Origin of the sequence: Streptococcus danieliae (assembly GCF_025447695.1) — a bacterium.
In the GTDB taxonomy this organism is placed as follows: Bacteria; Bacillota; Bacilli; order Lactobacillales; family Streptococcaceae; genus Streptococcus; species Streptococcus danieliae.
The window spans coordinates 1-19,802 of sequence record NZ_JAOBSU010000018.1 but is presented as its reverse complement, the minus strand read 5'-3'; the positions used below and the strand labels follow the sequence as shown (position 1 = coordinate 19,802).

General features: G+C 46.2%; 18 protein-coding genes, 1 other RNA gene and 1 pseudogene. 1 reads left to right on the top strand and 19 read right to left on the bottom strand.

Annotated elements, in window-relative coordinates; translation table 11 throughout:
- Positions 1-160: 160 nt before the first annotated feature.
- The 18 genes and pseudogenes from N4310_RS02240 to N4310_RS02155 all read right to left on the bottom strand — a co-directional run bounded on the left by N4310_RS02240 (position 161) and on the right by N4310_RS02155 (position 18,621).
- Positions 161-2,020: a proline--tRNA ligase gene (locus N4310_RS02240; RefSeq protein WP_262091910.1), complete on the bottom strand. Its 1,860-nt coding sequence runs from the start codon at positions 2,018-2,020 to the stop codon at positions 161-163.
- 10 nt (positions 2,021-2,030) lie between these two features.
- Positions 2,031-3,275, bottom strand: a complete 1,245-nt coding sequence (rseP, locus tag N4310_RS02235) for an RIP metalloprotease RseP (protein ID WP_262091909.1) — start codon at positions 3,273-3,275, stop codon at positions 2,031-2,033.
- Positions 3,272-4,411: a 1-deoxy-D-xylulose-5-phosphate reductoisomerase gene (dxr, locus tag N4310_RS02230; protein ID WP_262091908.1), complete on the bottom strand. Its 1,140-nt coding sequence runs from the start codon at positions 4,409-4,411 to the stop codon at positions 3,272-3,274. The genes rseP and dxr overlap by 4 nt, the downstream gene beginning before the upstream one ends.
- A 1-nt stretch (position 4,412) precedes the next feature.
- Positions 4,413-5,216, bottom strand: coding sequence for a phosphatidate cytidylyltransferase (locus N4310_RS02225; RefSeq protein WP_262091907.1), 804 nt, complete (start codon positions 5,214-5,216; stop codon positions 4,413-4,415).
- A gap of 1 nt (position 5,217) precedes the next feature.
- Complete coding sequence (locus N4310_RS02220) at positions 5,218-5,964, bottom strand: isoprenyl transferase (protein WP_262091906.1); 747 nt, start codon at positions 5,962-5,964, stop codon at positions 5,218-5,220.
- Between the two features lie 199 nt (positions 5,965-6,163).
- Complete coding sequence (locus N4310_RS02215) at positions 6,164-7,507, bottom strand: CHAP domain-containing protein (protein WP_262091905.1); 1,344 nt, start codon at positions 7,505-7,507, stop codon at positions 6,164-6,166.
- 133 nt (positions 7,508-7,640) lie between these two features.
- Positions 7,641-7,988 carry a preprotein translocase subunit YajC gene (gene yajC / locus N4310_RS02210; RefSeq protein ID WP_160332596.1) on the bottom strand — a complete coding sequence of 116 codons (348 nt, stop codon included), beginning with the start codon at positions 7,986-7,988 and terminating at the stop codon, positions 7,641-7,643.
- Positions 7,989-8,108: 120 nt separating this feature from the next.
- Positions 8,109-10,082: a transketolase gene (gene tkt / locus N4310_RS02205; protein WP_262091904.1), complete on the bottom strand. Its 1,974-nt coding sequence runs from the start codon at positions 10,080-10,082 to the stop codon at positions 8,109-8,111.
- 99 nt (positions 10,083-10,181) lie between these two features.
- A complete protein-coding gene (ulaG, locus tag N4310_RS02200; protein ID WP_160332598.1) occupies positions 10,182-11,273 on the bottom strand; it encodes an L-ascorbate 6-phosphate lactonase in 1,092 nt (363 codons plus the stop codon).
- A gap of 107 nt (positions 11,274-11,380) precedes the next feature.
- The gene (locus tag N4310_RS02195) at positions 11,381-11,767 is read right to left on the bottom strand and encodes a hypothetical protein (RefSeq protein ID WP_262091903.1); all 387 of its coding nucleotides are present in this window, start codon (positions 11,765-11,767) and stop codon (positions 11,381-11,383) included.
- A 10-nt stretch (positions 11,768-11,777) separates the two neighbouring features.
- Positions 11,778-11,903, bottom strand: a pseudogene (locus N4310_RS02190) (LacI family DNA-binding transcriptional regulator); the annotation flags it as partial.
- 184 nt (positions 11,904-12,087) lie between these two features.
- The gene (locus tag N4310_RS02185; protein WP_160332606.1) at positions 12,088-13,746 is read right to left on the bottom strand and encodes a BglG family transcription antiterminator; all 1,659 of its coding nucleotides are present in this window, start codon (positions 13,744-13,746) and stop codon (positions 12,088-12,090) included.
- A 202-nt stretch (positions 13,747-13,948) separates the two neighbouring features.
- On the bottom strand, positions 13,949-14,659 hold the full coding sequence (locus N4310_RS02180; RefSeq protein ID WP_160332607.1) for an L-ribulose-5-phosphate 4-epimerase: 711 nt from the start codon (positions 14,657-14,659) through the stop codon (positions 13,949-13,951).
- The gene (locus N4310_RS02175; RefSeq protein WP_160332608.1) at positions 14,659-15,519 is read right to left on the bottom strand and encodes an L-ribulose-5-phosphate 3-epimerase; all 861 of its coding nucleotides are present in this window, start codon (positions 15,517-15,519) and stop codon (positions 14,659-14,661) included. The genes N4310_RS02180 and N4310_RS02175 overlap by 1 nt, the downstream gene beginning before the upstream one ends.
- 3 nt (positions 15,520-15,522) lie before the next feature.
- The gene (locus N4310_RS02170; protein ID WP_160332609.1) at positions 15,523-16,185 is read right to left on the bottom strand and encodes a 3-keto-L-gulonate-6-phosphate decarboxylase UlaD; all 663 of its coding nucleotides are present in this window, start codon (positions 16,183-16,185) and stop codon (positions 15,523-15,525) included.
- A gap of 109 nt (positions 16,186-16,294) precedes the next feature.
- The gene (locus tag N4310_RS02165) at positions 16,295-16,780 is read right to left on the bottom strand and encodes a PTS sugar transporter subunit IIA (protein WP_160332610.1); all 486 of its coding nucleotides are present in this window, start codon (positions 16,778-16,780) and stop codon (positions 16,295-16,297) included.
- A 66-nt stretch (positions 16,781-16,846) separates the two neighbouring features.
- On the bottom strand, positions 16,847-17,125 hold the full coding sequence (locus tag N4310_RS02160; RefSeq protein WP_160332611.1) for a PTS sugar transporter subunit IIB: 279 nt from the start codon (positions 17,123-17,125) through the stop codon (positions 16,847-16,849).
- Positions 17,126-17,163: 38 nt separating this feature from the next.
- Complete coding sequence (locus tag N4310_RS02155; RefSeq protein WP_262091902.1) at positions 17,164-18,621, bottom strand: PTS ascorbate transporter subunit IIC; 1,458 nt, start codon at positions 18,619-18,621, stop codon at positions 17,164-17,166.
- A gap of 272 nt (positions 18,622-18,893) precedes the next feature.
- Between N4310_RS02155 and N4310_RS02150 the strand changes: the two genes are divergently transcribed.
- The gene (locus N4310_RS02150; RefSeq protein ID WP_262091901.1) at positions 18,894-19,544 is read left to right on the top strand and encodes a hypothetical protein; all 651 of its coding nucleotides are present in this window, start codon (positions 18,894-18,896) and stop codon (positions 19,542-19,544) included.
- Between the two features lie 43 nt (positions 19,545-19,587).
- Here N4310_RS02150 and ffs read toward each other — a convergent pair.
- Positions 19,588-19,684: signal recognition particle sRNA small type (gene ffs, locus N4310_RS02145), an RNA gene on the bottom strand.
- Positions 19,685-19,802: the final 118 nt, after the last annotated feature.

The window sequence follows — 19,802 nt, the reverse complement described above, 5'->3', positions numbered from 1 at the left end:
TATCAACTAACTGTCCCGTTTAAGGAACTCTCCCTTCAGGACTTTCTTAGTATACAACACTACAGCTTTCTTGGCAACCCTTTTTGCTCATTTTTTTGAATTTTTTTCGTCCCAAAAGAAAACCCTAGCAGAATCAACTGCTAAGGTTCTTTCTAATATCTTATTGTTCTTCCTTAAGAAGAATATGAAGGGTCTCTAGAAGATTGTCTTCATGGACTTCGATGCTGGATCCATTGGATTTGATTTTAACTTCAACAATGCCTTCCTCTGCTTTTTTACCAACAGTAATACGGATTGGGAGGCCGATCAAATCACTATCACTGAATTTAACGCCAGCGCGTTCATTACGATCGTCCGTTAAAACTTCATAACCAGCCGCTTGTAGGCTTGCCTCCAGGCGGCTTGTAAGAGCTAGGCTAGCCTCATCCTTGACGTTTACCGGAATGAGGTGAACATCAAATGGAGCCAATTCTTTCGGGAAGTTAATTCCCCAAGCATAGCGGTAGCCGCCCTTTGGTGTTTTGTTGACAAAGAGACGGGCATGCTGTTCCATAACCGCAGATAGTAGACGACTGACTCCGATTCCATAACATCCCATAACGATTGGAATAGCCCGGCCGTTTTCATCAAGAACTTTAGCGTCCATAGAGTCTGAGTAGCGAGTTCCCAACTTAAAGATATGACCAATCTCGATTCCACGGGCAAATTGCAGTTGTCCCATACCATCAGGTGAGATTTCACCCTCTTTGACCTCACGAATGTCCACATATTCAGCTTGGAAATCACGACCTGGATTTACACCAGTCAAGTGGAAGTCGTCCTCATTGGCACCAACAACAGCGTTACGCACATCTTGAACTTTACGATCAGCGATGATGCGGAAGTCCTCTGGAAGTCCAACTGGTCCTAGAGAACCAAAACTAGCCCCGATTAGCTCTTGGACTTCAGCATCTGTTGCTGGGTCCATGAAATCTGCTTCCAAGAAATTTTTCAATTTCACTTCGTTGACTTGGTCATTTCCAACAAGGAGGGCCGCCACTGGTTTGCCATCTGCCATGTAAACCATTGTCTTAATCGTTTGTTCCTCTGGCACATCGAGAAGAGCAGCCACGGCATCAATCGTTTTGGTATCTGGAGTCGCAACTTTAGTAAGCTCTTCCTCACTAACAACCAGATTTTTAGGCTTGTATTCATTGGTCGCCATTTCAAGATTGGCCGCATAGCCAGATTCACTGGAATAAACAATCGTATCTTCACCAGAAACAACCCATTTTTCAAGTTCAGCACGGATTGCTGTCAAGACATCTTCAGGAATTTCATCCAAGCTGGCAATCGATTTATCCAAGACCAACCAACGTTCCAAATCTGTCCGCTCTGGAGTAATGGCCATAAACTCTTGACTATCCTTACCGCCCATAGCTCCACCGTCTCCGATGATCGCTTTATACTCCAAACCTGAACGATCAAAAATTCGCTCATAAGCCTGGCGGTAGTCCTCATAAGTTACATCCAAATCAGCATAATCAGCATGGAAACTATAGCCATCCTTCATGATAAACTCACGTGTCCGCAAAAGCCCATTGCGGGGGCGTTTTTCATCCCGATATTTAGATTGAATTTGGTAAAGGTTCATTGGCAATTGCTTGTAAGACTTGACAGAGTCCCGAACCACAACGGTCATGGTTTCTTCATGCGTTGGGCCTAGGATAAAGTCTGACCCTTCACGATTTTTCAATTTGTACAGGTCTTCTCCGTAAGTATCGTAACGGCCAGATTCCCGCCAAAGGTCTGCACTGAGAAGGGCGGGTGCCAACATTTCCACTGCATCAATCTTGTCAAACTCTTCCCGCATAATCTGTTTGGCTTTTTCCAAAACGCGATTTGCTAGGGGCAGATAGGTATAAATCCCCGCAGATACTTGGCGAACATAACCTGCCCGCAACATCAGAGCATGGCTAATTACTTGTGCATCACTTGGCATTTCCCGCAAAGTTGGGATCAGCATTTTACTTTGTTTCATTTATTCTCCTCTAAAAAAATGTCCGTAGGATATCATTCCAGGTTACTGCAATCATCAAGAGCAACATCAGACCAGCCCCAATCAAGGTGAGATAGGTCTCTGTTTCCCGTTTCACAGGCTTCCTGCGGATAGCTTCCAATAGATTCAAAACGATTTTTCCACCATCCAGAGCCGGAATCGGCAAGAGATTGAAAATCCCAATGTTAATCGATAAGAATCCTAGAAGCTGCAAGACACTGGTCCAGCCATCGCGTGCAGCCATGCTAGAGGCCTGGTAAATGGCCACCGGCCCTCCCAAGCCATTCAAATTGGGATTAAAAATCAGATTTCGGAGGGCTGTGACAATCTGCCCTGCTGCTGCTGCCGCCATGGTAAAACCACCTGTCAGCTTAGCTGTCAAACTAGTATCCAAAGCCGGCAAGACACCAATGCGATAGGTTCCATCCATTTCCTGCAGCTGAATCTCTTGTGTCTGTTGATTGACCTGAACCGCAACCTTGCCATCCTTGGCCTTGTCCGTTGCCGCTTGAATAGCTGGTGCAATATCGTTAAAAGTCGCAATTTCTTTGCCACCAATTTTCTCCAGGGTTACCTGTTCCTGATAACCGGCCTGAGCTAGGGCACCATTATCTGCCACCCGAACCTGATTGGTGTTGAGATTGGGCGCTCCCCCTTGCAAGAAGAGCAAGAGACTGAAGGCCACAACCCCTAGGACAAAATTATTAAAAGGCCCTGCAAAATTGGTTAGAAAACGGCCCCAAAGACTGGCATTTTGGTACTGAACATCCAAAGGCGCAATCCGTACCTCAGTGCCGTCCTTCTCGACAATCGTCGCATCATGGTCAACCCGGTAGCTCTGTTCCTGATCCAAGAGGAGCCCCCTAATAGTCAAGCTATCTTCGAGATCATACTCCAAAACCTGGAGCGGAACCGCTTGATGGTCCAATTCTTTTTTGGACAGATTCAGGCGCGTCACCACTCCCTCTGCATTCAGACTGAGGGCGACCAAACTTCCTTTGGGAATCTCAACCCGATCCTCACCCCAACCAGCCATGCGTACATAGCCTCCAAAGGGGAGCATCCGAATGGTGTAGAGGGTCCCATCCTGCCCTTGATGGCTAAAGATTTTCGGTCCCATCCCAATCGCAAATTCACGTACTAAGATTCCTGATTTTTTGGCCAATGCAAAGTGGCCATACTCATGAATGATAACAATAACAGCAAATATAAATAGAAAACTCAGGATCCCCATCATTGGGCAAGCCACCCCCTCACTTTCTCACGTGTAGAACGGTCAATTTCCAGTAACCGTTCCAGACTCAGTTCTGTTGCCTCGACATGGTCGGCAACTGCACGCTCAATCAAACTTTCGATTTTTAAATAAGTAATCTGGCCATCCAAAAAGGCCGCAACCGCCACTTCATTGGCAGCATTATAAACAGCCGGGAAAGAACCACCCCGACGGCCAACCTCAAAAGCCAAGGCCAACATTGGAAAACGTTCCAAGTCCATCTTTTCAAAATGAAGTTGGCCGATGTCTGCTAAATCAAACGGCTTGGAATCTTGAAGAGGCTTGTGCCGTGGATAGGTCAAGGCAAATTGAATCGGCTCCCGCATATCACTGGGACCCAATTGCGCCAAGAAAGCTCCGTCCTGCATTTCAATCATTGAATGGACAATACTTTCCCGGTGTTGAATAACTTCAATCTGGTCATAGTCCCAACCAAACAAGTGGTGGGCTTCAATCACTTCCAGCCCCTTATTAACCATGGTGCTGGAATCAATCGTAATTTTAGCCCCCATCGTCCAGTTGGGATGGGCCAAGGCTTCTGCAACCGTAACAGCTTCTAACTCAGCCCTGGTTTTATCCCGGAAGCTACCGCCACTAGCGGTAATGACCAGCTTTTTCACATCTTGTCGTTCTAAACCTTGCATGGCCTGGAAAATCGCTGAATGCTCACTATCCACCGGCAAGATCGACACGCCCTTGTCTCGAGCTGCCGCCATCACAAAGTCTCCAGCCATCACCAAGGTTTCCTTATTGGCCAAGGCGATTTCTTTTTGCGCCTGGATAGCAGCCAAGGTCGCTTTAAGGCCAACACTGCCCATAACAGCATTGACCATCAAGTCGTAATCCCCGTGGGCTGCATAGGCTTCTAGATCTGTATACTGTTCCAGTTCCGGGAAATCTGCAAGCAGCGCTTGCCCCAGATCCGAATCTGCTACAACGACCGCAGCTGGTTTAAATTCCTCCACAATCGCCCGCGCCGCATCAAGATTCTGCGCAAAACTAAAGGCAACCAGGCGAAACTGGCCAGGGTAGGCACGCAGGATATCCAAGGTCTGCTGACCAATGGAACCGGTGGCCCCCATGAGATAAATGGCTTTCATCTTAGAAGAACCCCGCCAAATGTAAGAGTGGGAAAACAAACAGCAGGCTGTCAAAACGGTCTAGGAGTCCCCCGTGGCCGGGGATAAAACGGCCAGAGTCCTTGACCCCATAATGGCGCTTGATAGAACTCTCCACAAGATCGCCAAACTGCCCCGCTACTGAAAAGAGAATAGCCAAGAGCAAGACTAGGAAAAAGTTCTTGCCTCCAAAAGTCACTCCACTAAAGAGGTAGAAACCAAGAGTGACCACTAGAGCTCCGGCAATACCGCCCAAGCTTCCCTCAACTGTCTTGTTGGGCGAAACCTGTGGTAACAACTTCCGCTGCCCAAACCGTTTACCGACAAAATAAGCTAAGCTATCCGTTGCCCAGACCAACAACAAGGCATAGAGCACCTTATCCAAACCAGACATCTGAGCCCGCACCAACATATGAAAACCATAGCCTACATAAAAGCTGGATGCAATCGGAAAGACCGCATCGTCATAGGTATAACCTTTAACAAAAACGGTACTTCCCAAAATCCCCATAGCCAAGAGGGCAAAGAGAGGAATATTGGAATCACTTGGTAAAAAAGACAAATAGTTTTCCAAGGGTAGGGTTAGGAGCAGGGCCGCTAGGCTGGCTAACATTCCTTCTGGCGTATTGATCGCCAACCCCTTCATCGCAAAGAGCTCATAAACTCCCAACATCGCTAGGAGCCCCACCACAAACTGAAACGGCAAGCCTCCAAACCATAAAAGCGCCAACAAAATGACTGCGGCACCCACACCAAATACAATGCGGTTCTGCAATTCTTTTTCCATCTTAAACTCCTCCAAAACGACGACTGCGGCGATTGTAATCTTCAATTGCTGCTTCTAATGACTGGGCTGTAAAATCTGGCCACAGGGTATCTGTAAAATACAATTCACTATAGGCAGACTGCCACGGTAAAAAGTTACTGAGGCGCAACTCTCCACTAGTTCGGATAATCAATTCAGGGTCTTGCCACTCCTTCGGCAGGCCACCGGTATAAAGATGAGAACCAATCAATTCATCGTTAATCTGATCCAAGCTATAAGTTCCTGCCTGTACCCCGGCTACAATAGCCCGAATAGCTTCTTGGATTTCAGCTCGACCTCCATAATTCAAGGCAAAATTAAGCACCAGACCTGTATTCTCAGCTGTCAATGCTTCTGCCTTCCGGAGGGAGTCTAAAGTTGGAGCTGGCAAGCGGCTCACATCACCCAACATTTGGATCTTAACACCTTGTCGGTGTAATTCTGGAACATAGCGGTCATAAAATTCCACTGGAAGATTCATGATAAATTTGACTTCCTTTTCTGGACGCGACCAGTTTTCTGTGGAAAAAGCATAAACGGTTAGTACCTTCACGCCCATCTGACTGGCAGCTTTGGCAACTTCTTGCAAAGCTTCCATCCCAGCCTTATGGCCAAAGACACGCGGTTGCATCCGTTTCTGAGCCCAGCGACCATTTCCATCCATAATGATGCCAATGTGCTTGGGAATTGTCAAGGACGGCTGCTCTTCCTTCTTTTTAAAACCAAACATATTCTTTTCCATTCTTTCTAGACACACTTCTAGCTGACAGCAGAAGGTGATTTTATAAGAGATTGAATTAGTTCATTATACCACAAAAGCCCTAGCTATGGGAAATTCAGGCCGTTTCCAAGCTTCTGGCAGGCTCATCCAAATCAAACGATAGATTAAAAAACGGCAGCCTTTGGCTGCCGTTTCCTCATTAATCAGTTTAGTTTGGATAGATGTAAGTAACTGTACCTTGTGCAGTTGTTGGGTCAAAGGTTCCACGGTAGTTTCCGATTTGTTGGATTCCGTTGTAGTTTGACTCATATACTTGGATTGCGTTGTTTGATTCGACAGCTGTAACGTAAGCTACGTGTCCATAGCCACCATCGTTCCAAGATGCAACTGCTCCAACTTGTGGTGTTGCACCTGTACGGAAACCTGCTGCTGCTGCAGACGCTGCCCAGTCAGCACCGTTACCCCAGTAATCGCCAACCCAAGGAGCCATTACTTTAACGCCCCATGTACATTGTCCAACTGGGTAGCTTCCTGAGGTATTGTAGTTGTAAGTTGGGGTGATCGCACCTGTTTGTGCTTGCTCAGCCGCTGCTTGTTCTGCTGCTTGACGTTCTGCTTCAGCCTGAGCTGCCGCTGCTTGTTCTGCTGCTTGACGCTCTGCTTCGGCCTGAGCTGCCGCTGCTTGTTCTGCTGCTTGACGCTCTGCTTCAGCTTGCGCTGCTGCTTCCTGTTCTGCTACCGCTTGTTCAGCTACTGGTGCTGACTCTTCTGCTTGAGGAGCTTCAACAACTGAGGCTGCTTCCTCTGCTGCTAGCGCCTCTTCTACAACAGGTGCTGAAACTTCTGCTGCTTGAGGAACTTCAACAACTGGCTCAGCTACTGGTGCTGCTTCCTCTGCTACTGGCGCTTCAACAGCTGGTGCTGGAGCTGCTGTTTCAGCTGCAACAAGGTTGGCAACCACTGGAGCCGCCTCTTCAACTACAGGTGCCGCCGTAGGGGTTGCTTCTACAACTGCTGGAGCTGCAACTTCAACGGCTGGTGCTGCTTCCTCTGCTACTGGTACTGCTTCAACAGCTGGTGCTACTGGAGTTGCAACAGCTTCGAAAGATAGGGGAGCAACTTCTGCTGCTGCTTCAGCTACAAGAGCTTGTGCATAGACCGCACCTTCACGTGGCCAAACAGCATCCTGACGGTTTTGCAAACCGGTACGGAAGTCTGAATCTTCAAGAGCATCGATCAATAGTTGAGAAAAGGCTGCGTTTTTCTCAGAAGGGTTTTTCTCAGTTTCAACAACTGCTTCCTCTGCAAATTCTTCAAAGGTATCCAAGACATTGCCACGGCTACCTGTTACACCAAAATAAGATGTCAAATCATCCATTGTTGGAACAGCTGTATTAGCAACTGCTTCTGCGATAATATCACGTACTTGATTTTGTACAGATACTTCCTGAGTTTCAGCTGTAACTGCTTGTGCTTCCAAAGCCGATGCACCTGCTACAGATCCAAGAACTGCAACCCCGGTAACTAATTTTTTCTTTGTTGTAAATGCCATAGTTTGATTTCTCCTTTAAGTGTCCGCTGATTAACAAAACAAGTAGCGAACCAATCTAGCTAAAAAAAGTATAGCAAATTTTCAATCTTCTGTGCGTTACGAAAAGATTACAAAAGATTAATAAACCGTGCCACTACTTGTCACTTGTTTCAACTGGCTCTTCCTGGACTCCTTCTGCTACAGTTTCCACAAGAGCTTCTTGGGTCGCAACCTCTGCTGCAGCTGGAGCAGTGACAACAGCCTTGAGAGCCGTTAGCTCAAAGGTCAAGTAAACACCATCAACGTCTAGCACCATCTTGTTAGCCTCGCGGTCAATCTCATCGATGACACCATATAGCCCGCCAATGGTTACAATCTCAGTCCCCTTAGCCAGACCAGCCATTTGTTCCTGACGTTTCGCTTGTTGTTTGCGTTGTTGGCGTTGCATAAAGAACAGCAAACCACCAAACACCACCATCATCCATAAAAATTGTAAATTCATCCGATTCTCCTTTTTTCTATTCATTCTACTATATCAAATCCTGCCTGGGCTTACAAGAAGTGACCTCGTCCTGAGTCGCAAAAAAGCCGGTCTCGCAAGAGCCGGCTTTGCTCAATCCTCTTAGAGGGCTGAGATTTTTGCTTTTACATTTTCAAGGTTAAAGCCATATTCGTCAAGAACTTTTCCTGCTGGGGCAGATGCACCAAAGGTATCAATGGCTAGGACATCTCCGTCCAATCCAACATATTTGTACCAAGACTGGCTAGCTCCCATCTCAATCGCTAGGCGTTTGCGGATGGCATTTGGAAGAACTTCTTCTTTGTAAGCTGCATCCTGTTGGTCAAAGACATCGCTAGATGGCATGCTGACCACGCGCACTTTGAGGCCGTCTGCTTCCAATTCTTTAGCAGCTTTTACAGCCAATTCCACTTCAGAACCTGTAGCAATGACTAGGCGGTCAAAGTCTGGTGCTGTTTCATGGACCACATAAGCTCCACGCGCAACCTTATCGAAGTCTGTTCCTTCTTGGACTTCCAAGTTTTGACGAGTCAAGACGAGGGCAGTTGGCGTAGACTCGCTGGTCAATGCTTGGTACCAAGCTGCTTGAGTCTCACGCGCATCCGCTGGGCGGAAAACATTGAGGTTTGGCATTGCCCGTAGACCAGCCAAGTGTTCGATTGGTTCGTGGGTTGGTCCATCTTCTCCAACGGCAATTGAATCGTGGGTGAAGACGTAGGTCACAGGCAGACCTTGAAGGGCTGCTAGACGCATCGCTGCCTTGAGGTAGTCTGAGAAGACGAAGAAGGTTCCGCCATAGACACGAAGTCCACCGTGAAGGCTCATTCCATTCAAGATTGTTCCCATGGCAAACTCACGCACACCAAACTGGATGTTTCGGTTGAGGCGATGAGCATCATCTTGCAAGCCGTCTTCTTTAATGTAGGTCATGTTGGAGTGAGCCAAGTCTGCAGATCCACCAAGGAAGGTTGGAAGGACTGCTGCTGCTGCATTCAAAGCGTCCTGGCTAGAGTTACGAGTCGCTTGTGAGAAGCCAGCTTCGTGAACTGGGAAATCTTCTGGTTTGACACGGACTGGGTCACGACCTTCAATGATAGCCGCAACTTCATCCGCCAATTCAGGATGTGCTGCCTTGTAAGCTTCAACCAAGGCTTCCCACTCGGCATAAGCTGCCTGGCCACGATCCACAACATTTTCTTTGAAATCCGCATAAACTTCTGCCGGAACTTCAAAGGCTTCGTAATTCCAACCAAGAGCTTCACGGGTTGCTGCTGTTTCTTCCGCACCTAGAGGAGCTCCGTGAACAGCATTGGTTCCTTGTTTGTTTGGAGAACCATGACCGATAACAGTTTTCACTTCGATCAAGGATGGCTTACCAGACTCTTTTGCACGTGCAACGGCTGCTTGAATCGCTGCCACATCTGTTCCATCTTCAACCAAATCCGTATGCCAGCCATGGGCTTGGTAACGAGCTTTGACATCTTCTGTGAAGGAGTCTTTGGTTTCGCCGTCCAAGTTAATATCATTGGAATCGTAGAGAACGATCAATTTTTCGAGTTTTTGCAAGCCAGCGTAAGAGGCTGCTTCTGCAGAAACACCTTCCATCAAATCGCCATCACCTGCAATGACATAAGTGTAGTGGTCAAAGATTGGGAAACCATCGCGGTTATACTTGGCAGCCAAGAAACGCTCTGCTTGGGCAAAACCAGTAGCCATGGAAATCCCTTGGCCCAATGGTCCAGTTGTTGCATCAACACCAGCCGTATGACCATATTCTGGGTGACCTGGAGTTTTGGAACCCCATTGACGGAAGTTTTTGATTTCTTCCAAGCTCACATCCTCAAAACCTGAAAGGTGAAGAAGGGCATACAGGAGCATGGAGCCATGTCCCGCTGAGAGGATAAAACGATCGCGGTTGATCCAGTTTGGTTGGGCTGGATTCAAACGCATTTCTTTTGTAAATAGTTCATAAGCCATTGGAGCTGCGCCCATCACCACTCCTGGGTGACCAGACTTAGACTTTTCGATGGCATCAATTCCTAAAAAACGAATAGCATTAACGGATAATGTTGACATGGTGTCCTCCTCTAATCGAGATCCTAAAGCAATTTTTCCTAAATCCATTATATGAAAATTATCCGCATCTAGCAATGGATACGGATAACTCTCAACTATCTATAGAAGGGCCTTGAATTGAATATTAGACTCTTCTAAGAAGTAATCATCAAATCCACGTGGGTGGTGGTATTCAATCTTGTCCTTATCCAATGGATAAGTGTATTTGCCACCAACTTCCCAGATAAATGGATGGAATTTGTAATCCAAACGTTCTTTACGCATCTTCCAAAGCTGGAGAATTTCATCGGTTGATGCCATAAAGTTTGACCAAATATCATAGTGGACTGGAATAATAACTTCAGCTCCAAGATTTTCTGCCATCCGAAGAAGATCGATCGAAGTCATCTTATCTTGGATTCCGATTGGGTTATCACCATAGTTGTTGATAGCGACATCAATCTTGAAGTCACGTCCATGTTTGGCAAAATAATTAGAGAAATGAGAATCCGCACCGTGGTAAATGGTTCCACCAGGTGTTTCAAAGACATAGTTCACCGCTTTGCGGGCCATCAATTCATCCGTCACCGGTAGACCTGCCAAGCTACCGCCATTTTCTTCGTAACCCTCGATTGGCAAAGTCACCAAACAAGTACGGTCGAAGGATTCAACGGCATGAACCTTGATATCTTTGAACTCAAAGCTGTCCCCTGGTGCAATCCGGATAATCCGGTCAGCAGGAACACCCCATTTTTCCCAAATATCACCACTCTCAACTGGACCAACAAATTTCACATGGTCCAATTTTGGATTATTGATGATAGCAGCTGCGGTATTGATATCCATGTGGTCACTGTGCACATGAGATACCATGTAGTAGTCCAATTCATTGATTGCAAATGGATCAATCACCATTGGTTGGACACGCAAGTTTGGTTGCAGTTTACGCACCCCTGCCATATTGGCCATTTGGTGACCCCAAACCATGTCTTTTACCTTCTTAGTGGATTTTCCACGAGAAGACCATAGGTCCATCACCACATTGGCACCACCAGGTGTTTTAATCCAAACACCACAGTTACCTAGCCACCACATTGCAAAGTTGCCTTCTGCAACTACTTCTTCTTCAATTTCCTCGTTTAACCAAGTTCCCCACTCTGGGAAGGTTGAAAGAATCCAAGACTCACGTGTAATGTCTTTCACATTTGCCATTGACTTATCCTCCATTTTCTTTTGTAAGTCTAGTATAGCCTTAAAAGCGGTTACAAAAAAGCCCAAAAGGAACACAGACATGTGTTCACTCTTGGACTGAATTTTTTTCACAAAGATAGGCTAGAAAGCTCTAACTCTTCCAGCTGCACCAAATCTGTCTCGACTTGTTGGAGAGAAGCCGGATACTCCAAGGCTAAATATTCCAGGTTTGGGAAAGCCTTAATCAAAGAAACTAAATCCAGTTCCCCGTCAAAGAAAGACGATGCCTGCAAGGTTTCTCCCTCCTGTTTGACATTTTTACAATGCAGGTAGGTGGTCACAGAAGCGAGTAACTCTGCAGCCTCCACCGGCGAGTCGCCAACGAAGACCCAATTGGCTGTATCAAAGATAAAGGAGAGGGGCAAACCTGCCTCGTGAATCAACTTCATGACTCGCTGGCAATTGGTCAGCCTTGCTGCTAGAGGATCTTGATTGTTTTCAAGGCGAATATCCATCTTAAACTTGACGAATTTTTTCCTGGGTCGCTAGGGACATTTTACTGGTGTTGCCATTTAGATAATAGGAGACCGTCGCTTTGGACACTCCTACCATTTTAGCGATGTCTGTAATGGTTACCTTAGCCATCTCATACTTCTCCCTTAACTACTATTTGTAACTATCATAACACTTTTTTACCAAAGCGAGGCGGAAGGGGAGGAAAAAGGGAGTGGGCTAGGAACTAATTTTTCAGCTTAGACTCGTTCGATTTTCTTCACACGAGGAGGTTGGATTGGAAGTGATATTCGTTCTGTCCCGCTCCCTTCTCCAATATCCTTTATTCCCCTTCCATCCGCTGGCTGAGGTTCATCCGCTGGCCGTAAAGTTTTTCGATTTGGTAGCGGAGGGCCTTCATGTCGTCTGGAGAGCTGACATAGGGGGACAGGAGTTTTTCCAACTGTTGGCGGAGTTCCAAGCCCGAGGAGAGGGGGCCTGGTTCGTAGATAAACTGTTGAATACGGTGGATATCCCGAGATTCCAGAATTGGGGAGACTTGCAGAGTCGGAGCTGTGACTTCAAAATCTTCGCTGGTGGTGATAACCAAATCAACCTCCAAGAGATCTTCAACACTGCGGTACTGCTCCGTGGTAAACACTGCGTGAATCATCTCGTTAGGCAGATGGTACTGAATCTGCTTCAGCAGCATTTTTTGAATGGCAATCCCTTCGTCGGAAACCAGGTAAATATGGAGAATTTCCTGGCCTTTATCCACCGGTGTTTTCAGGGAACCCCCCATCTGGATGCTAAGATCGGCAATGTCATCATCGGTGAGTTGGACCTCCCAAGCCTCTTCCAAAAGTTTGGCTGTCACGCGACAATAGGCAAAGAGATCTGGATACTTGCTTTTAATTTGCTCCAGCAAGGGATTTTTGCTAAAAATCCCATAGCGCTTACGAAAGAGCAGGGCCTTGAAATGCATGGTCAGCTGGTTGAGGAGCTCCTCTGGCTTGTCGACAATGTATTTGGATTGGTTCTGGAAATACCAAATATAGTGTTCCAAGGTAGTCCGAAGGTCAACAAAATCCTCACTGGTCGCATGCAGATCACGATCCTTACGGTAGGAGAGCAAGAGAATGGTCAGAATTTCCACTTCAATAGAGTCTAGGTGAATCTCCTTGCTTGCCTGGAGGCAGTCTGCAAAGTATTGCGCCGCCTTGTATTCTACCCGTTCATGAACCTGGGCAAAGTCAACCTGGAGGACTGCTTTTTGCTCCGCATCCAGATTCATATTGCGGTAGGCTTGCAACAGATAGGGAAAAATCTGTGTCAACAAGGTTAGTTCCTGGCGGTTAATCTGCTTGCCCACAATCGTTTCCAAGTGAATCCATTCCTGCCGAGCGATTTGTTCAAAGTCAGCCAATAGGTCCACTAAGTTTAATTTTTCTTTAACAATCGAAAGAAAAGGAGCGGCACCATCCGAGAAGATACTATAGAGCAAATGGTAGACATATTGCAACTTAACAAAGGGTTGGGCACGTAAGACATACCCCTGGGTCTTGGTCGTTGTCAGGGTCAACTGGAACTGGTCCAACCGCAAGAGGCGACGCATCTCGCTGAGATCGCTTAGGACCGTATTGCGCGAGACCTCCGTCAACTGCTGCATCTTCTCAATAGTCACGCGCTCAGTCGCAATTACAATATAGAGAGTCAAGAGTTGAATCCGTTCCTGGCTATTGAGCATATAGGAATAGGAATCCATCTGTTCCAAGAGCAGGCGGCAGGCCTCCTTTTGCTCCGGCGTTAGCAATAAACCAATCCGCGAGAGGGGTGTCAGAGGAGGAATGGACTCCGGCAAGGCCTCGTTAATCTTATCAAGATGGTAATAAATTTTCCGCCGTGATTGACCCAAATTCTTTGCCATATTTGAAACTGTCTCAGGTGTTGTCAAATACAACAAATGCTGCAAAAGAGCACTACTACTTTTGTCAATGGCCATGCCTGCCTCCTTAAATACTCTAGGGTTCACGAATTAGAACCCCAGATACCTTCCAATCACTCTAAAAGAACCGTCATATTCCTAGATTTTTTTGATAATATATTATATATTATACCACTATTAGAAAGGGATTTCAAAAAATAAAAAACGGGGCCAGGACAGCCTGTCCCAATCCCGTTTTCGGATAGTGTCACAAATATTCTCAATGGCTTTGGCCCTTTTGACCATAGTAGGCATTCGGACCATGTTTTCGAAGATAATGCTTATCCATCAAAAATTGCGGCGCTTCCTCAACCTGAGGATTAATAGCTTCGGTAAAGCGAGCCATCTTAGCAACTTCTTCTAAGACTACACTGTGGTAAACCGCTTCCTCAGGCGACTTGCCCCAAGTGAACGGCCCGTGATTTCGCACCACAATTCCTGGTACTGCCATCGGATCCAAGTCACGCTCGCGGAAGGTTTCAATAATGACCGTTCCTGTTTCCATCTCATAGGCTCGATCAATTTCATCCTCTGTCAGCGAACGCGCTGCTGGGATTGGCCCATAGAAGTAATCGGCATGAGTTGTTCCATAAAATGGAATGTCACGGCCAGCCTGGGCCCAGCCAACAGCTTCTGTTGAATGGGTATGAACAACCCCACCAACATTTGGGAAGGCCTTGTAGAGTTCAACGTGGGTCGCTAGGTCTGAAGAAGGGTTCAAATCGCCTTCGACAACATTCCCATCCAAGTCTGTCACCACCATATTTTCAGGGGATAACAAGTCATAGTCAACTCCACTTGGTTTGATAACAATCAAGCCTGCTTCACGGTCAATGGCCGACACATTGCCCCAAGTGAACTTCACTAAGCCATGCTGAGGGAGGGCAATATTTGCCTCATAAACCCGTTGGCGTAATTCTTTTAATAACATTAGAGACCTGCTTTCTCAATCAAGGGGTAAAGGAAGGCTTGAGCAGCTTGAATAGCAGCCTTGGTTTCCTCTACAGTTTCACAATTCTCAGACCACATTTCAATGAGGAAGGGACCTTGATAATTGGTCTCTTTTAGGACCTGGAAGGTCGCTTCCCAGTCGACACAGCCTTGGCCAAATGGCACATCACGGAATTGACCCTTGCTGGTCTCCGTAACAGGATAAGTATCCTTCAAATGCAAGGCTGCAATCGAGTTATGCCCCAATAGAAATTCTGAGTGGAAATCATTGTGCCAGGCAGCTAGGTTCCCTGTGTCTGGATACACGAACAGATAAGGAGAGTTGATTTCTTTTTCAACAGCCAAGTATTTTTCAATACTGTTGATAAACGGATCATCCATGATCTCAATCGCTAGCATTACCTGTGCTTGCTCAGCCCAGGTGCAGGCCTGGCGCAGATTTTTCAAAAAGCGTTTCCGTGTTTCTGGTGATTTGTCTTCGTAATAAACATCATAGCCGGCGAGCTGAATAACCCGAACTCCGAGATCTTGAGCGAGTTCGATACAGGCCTGCATGGTCTCCATGGACTTGGCTTCAAGAACTGGATCTGCAGACCCCATTGGATAACGACGATGGCCTGAAAAACAAATGGTTGGAATCCGGACACCTGTTTCATAGATGGCCTTAACCACTTCCAAACGTTCTTCCTTGGTCCAGTCTAGCCGAGCCAAGCGCTCATCGGATTCATCGACCGACATTTCTACAAAGTTAAAGCCAAGTTCCTTGGCAAACTCCAAGCGTTCTTTCCAAGTGAAGTGCTTAGGTGTTGCTTTTTCATAAATACCGATTGGACGTGCCATAATCTACCCCCAAATTCGACGGATTTCATCCTTAAATTCACGTGCCGCTTGAGCTGGATTTTCAGCTTCAGTGATTCCACGGCCAGCAATAAAGGTATAGACATCAATACCTTCAAACAGTTTGAGGGTATCCACATCCAAACCACCCGTTACAGAAACTCGGAAGCCCATGTCTACCAATTTTTTAACCTTGGTCAAGTCTTTTTCACCCCAAGTTTCCCCAGCTAATAGGGCATCACGAGATTGGTGGTAGATAGCTTGGGAAATACCTGCATCAAGCCAGAGTTGCGCTTGTTCATAAGTCCAGTCCCCGTAAAGCTCGATTTGGATTTCTCCCTTGTCTCCACGGACCTCTTTGATCGCTTTCAAGGCTGCTTCCATAGTTGGAATGGTGGCACTACAGATACAGGTCATCCAGTCGGCACCACGTTTTGCATTATTAGCTGCAACTGTTCCCCCAGCATCCGCACACTTGGTATCTGCCACGATGACTTTATCTGGGAATAGACTGCGAAGCACTTCTACCAATTCACTTCCTACCTGCAGCAAACAGACTGTTCCAGCTTCGATAATGTCAACTTCCTGTCCAACAGAAACAGCAGCTTTGATAGCTCCTTGCAAGTCTGAATGATCCAATGCAACTTGTAAATTTGGAATTTGTGTCATTTCTTTCTCCTTTAACGATTTACCGTTTCCCTTATTCTGATACTCAACACTATTTTGCATTCAAACGAGGCTGCAAGAGGCAGCAACGTGTGAAAAAATAGAGGTCCGATTAGCTTTCCAAATCCAAACCTTCCAAGTAAGGACTGTTTTTAGATTCATCAATCATTGCCAAGACTTCTTCTGGACTTTGGCAATTGCTCAAGCGTTCAATTGAATTTTCCAATTCAAAGAGGGCAATGATTTGCGGAATCGCCACACTGGTGTGGATTTCAGAACTAGTTGCAGCCAAGGCCAAGAGAACTTGAACCTCTTTACCATCTGAGAAGGCAACTGGTTCTGTTAGGGTAACAAGGGAGAAGGAATCACGTTTTACACCCGCTTCTGGACGCGCGTGAGGCATCGCCATTCCTGGCATCAAGATATAGTAAGGACCGTATTCTTCTGTAGATTCGAGGATGGCATGATAATACTCTTCCTCAACTGCTCCACTCTCAATCAGTGGATCAATAGATAGGCGAACGGCTTCTTGCCAAGTATCGGCACTCAAACCAAGGCGAATGGAATTGTTTTCTGTCAAAGCTTGTTTTAGGTTCATACTGGGACCTCCTACTATAAAAGAGGGAGCAGGAGAATTCTCCGGGCTCCCTTTGTGTACCTGCGATTAAAGAACTTGTGACAATTTTTCTTTAATTTCTGCGTCATCCATAAGGTTATCCAACCCGATGATGTGACCGTTTGTGCGTCCTTCCAGCTCGTTTACCAAGTGGATAGAAGCGATTACGATATCGTAACCAGATGCCAATCCTTTCGCCTCACCAACACTACAAGAGTTGACAGTGAAGTCTGATTGACCAAGACCACGAAGGGCATTTTCAACCTTCATCTTGATAACCATGCTGGATCCCATACCGTTTCCGCAAGCTGTTAATACTTTAACCATAATGATTCTCCTTTTTCTTTATACAAACTGAGTGGGTCTTACTCTTCTGAGGGAATTTGACCCGCATAATAAGCTTCTTTATCTTTCGCTTTCGCAAATTGCAATTGAGGAATGATCAAGAAGAAGAGGCAGACCAAGGCAAAACCGATAATACCAAGATATTTGAAGAGGTAAGCGAATGGAAGCCAAGGGATATCAAAGTCGATATTTCCATGGTAACCACCATAAGACGCTAAACCAAGAAGGGAAACCGCAACCGCACCGAGGGCAACCTGGAGAATACCAGAGATGAAGGAAAGGGAAAGGGCCGCTTTCCAACCACCCCGCTTATCTGCGTAAACAGCGATGGCTGCGTTGTCAAAGAATACAGGTACAAACCCTGTGATGATCAAGACTGGGTTTTTAAACACAATCAAGAGAACAATTGTTACCAATTGACCTAGTAAACCAAAGGCAAATCCTGAAAGAACCGCGTTTGGAGAACCAAATCCATAAGAAGCCGCAACGTCGACCGCTGGGAAAGAACCTGGCAAGAGTTTGCTTGAGATTCCTTGGAAGGCGTTGGTCAACTCAGATACGAACATCCGCACCCCTTGCATCAAGATAAAGAGGTAAACGGAGAAGGTGAAGGCAGTCTGGATGATGTACATGAAGTAAGATTGCTTCTCAGCCACATACAAGGTTCCAGAGGTGATTACTTCTGCATTCGACATGATTTCTGGACCCAAGACCATGAGAATGGCTCCAAAGAACACCAACATCAAGGTCGCAGATGCTACCACCGTATCGTGGAAAATAGAGAGGAATTTAGGCAATTTCAAGTTGTCCAAGTTTTCTTCTTTCTTACCAAAGAAAGGAGCCACCTTGTCCACAAACCAAATCGCGAATTGTTGTTGGTGACCAATCGCGAATCCGCCACCACCTGTCAAACGTTGAGTAGCTTCAACCGTCATATTGGAGCTGACTGCCCAATAAAGACCACAGATAACACCAATCGCTAGAATTCCCCAGCTATTGCGCAATTGCGGAACCAACAGTAGAACAATCAAGGAAATGGTCGCCGCTTGTTGCACCATGATGTGCCCTGTAATGAAAAGTGTCCGCACCTTGGTAAGCTTCCGAAGAGCTACCAAGAGGATGTTCACACCAAACCCAATCAAAAGAGCTGTTGTAGCTGCTCCGACAAAGTCCGGAAAATCTTCCGCAATTTTTGTGTTGGCTGCGGTCAAACCAAAGTAGGGATCGATAACCGCCGCACCAATTTGGAACTTATAGTTCAAAGCTGCCAAGATGGGACGGAAGGTTGTAACCAAGCCACCAGCACCGACGTTCAAAATCATGTAGCCGACCGTGGCTTTAACAAAGCCTGCAAAAACCTCATGGCCTGGTTTCTTCAAGAGGGTATATCCTACTAAAACGAGGAGACCTACGAAGAAAGCCGGATTTTGCAGAATGTTCTGCGAGAACCAATTGAGAATATTAATGATGATATTCATCTTACGACTCCTTTCCTAATTGTTCTGCCGTAATTAAAGTATACGCTTACATTTTCAATCAAAAAAGACCAAGAGTTACACAGACAAGTGTTCACTCTTGGGTTGAAATGGCTATTATAAAGTATTTGTTGTCCTTTCCATTGCATGAAATCATCAATCCTAGCGAAAGTGCGGTTCCGACTTTTAGAGCTCGGATGCATCTATCAAGAGAAACTCTGACGGATTTGCTATACTTGAATCAATTACAAAAACAAACAATTACTGGAGATTTTATGGAAAAGAATTCCGAAACACAGGCTCTGGGGATCGTAGCCCTCACCCTGGCTGTCATTGCTTTATTGGGATCCTGGATCCCCTTGCTCAACTATATCGCCTTTCTATTTGGAGTCCTAGCTCTAATCCTCGGCCTCACTGCCTTTTGGATTCACCGCAAGGGCAAAAAAGCACTAGGAATCATCGCCTCTGCTTTAGCTGCTCTATCCATCGGTATTTTCGCAGTCACCCAAGCCAGCTATGCACGATCCTTGGAGGAGATTTTCTACGAGTCTGAATATGACTATGAAGCAGACTACGACTACGACCTCGAAGAGGAAGTCCTACCCGAGGTCGAATTTCCCTGGACCCAAAAGGATTTTGACAATCTCGTCCTGGGAAATGAAATGACCGGGGCCGGCGGAGCCAACCTCAAGGACGTACTGGCTAAGTTTGGCGAACCCTCTTCAACCATCAAGGGCTCTGTCGAAATCCAATCCCAAAAATTTGAAACCCAGAAACTGTGGTACATCGATGAAAATATAGACTCGGATAGTTCCGTCATGTTACTATTTGTCAAACAAGACAATGGCGACTGGCTTTTGATCTCGAAAGCTGCAGAGGAACTAGACACAAACCAAGAAAAAAGTGACGAGGAGACCGTCACTTGATCAGAATCAAAAGAACCCTTTGGAAGCTTAATTCCAAAGGGTTTTTTAACAGCAAAAAAAAGAGCACACAATCTAAATCGCTTAGGGCTGCTGGATTCCTCCCCTGACCCGCTTCACGCAAGATTGTTGCTCCACTGAGTATTATACCATATCTTTTCGGTTTGTCGAGCTTTTTCCCACCAGAATCATTCCCGTTGCTTATTCTTTTTGAAAATAATGTCAGGATTCTGACTCCTCATCATCAATTTCATAAAAATG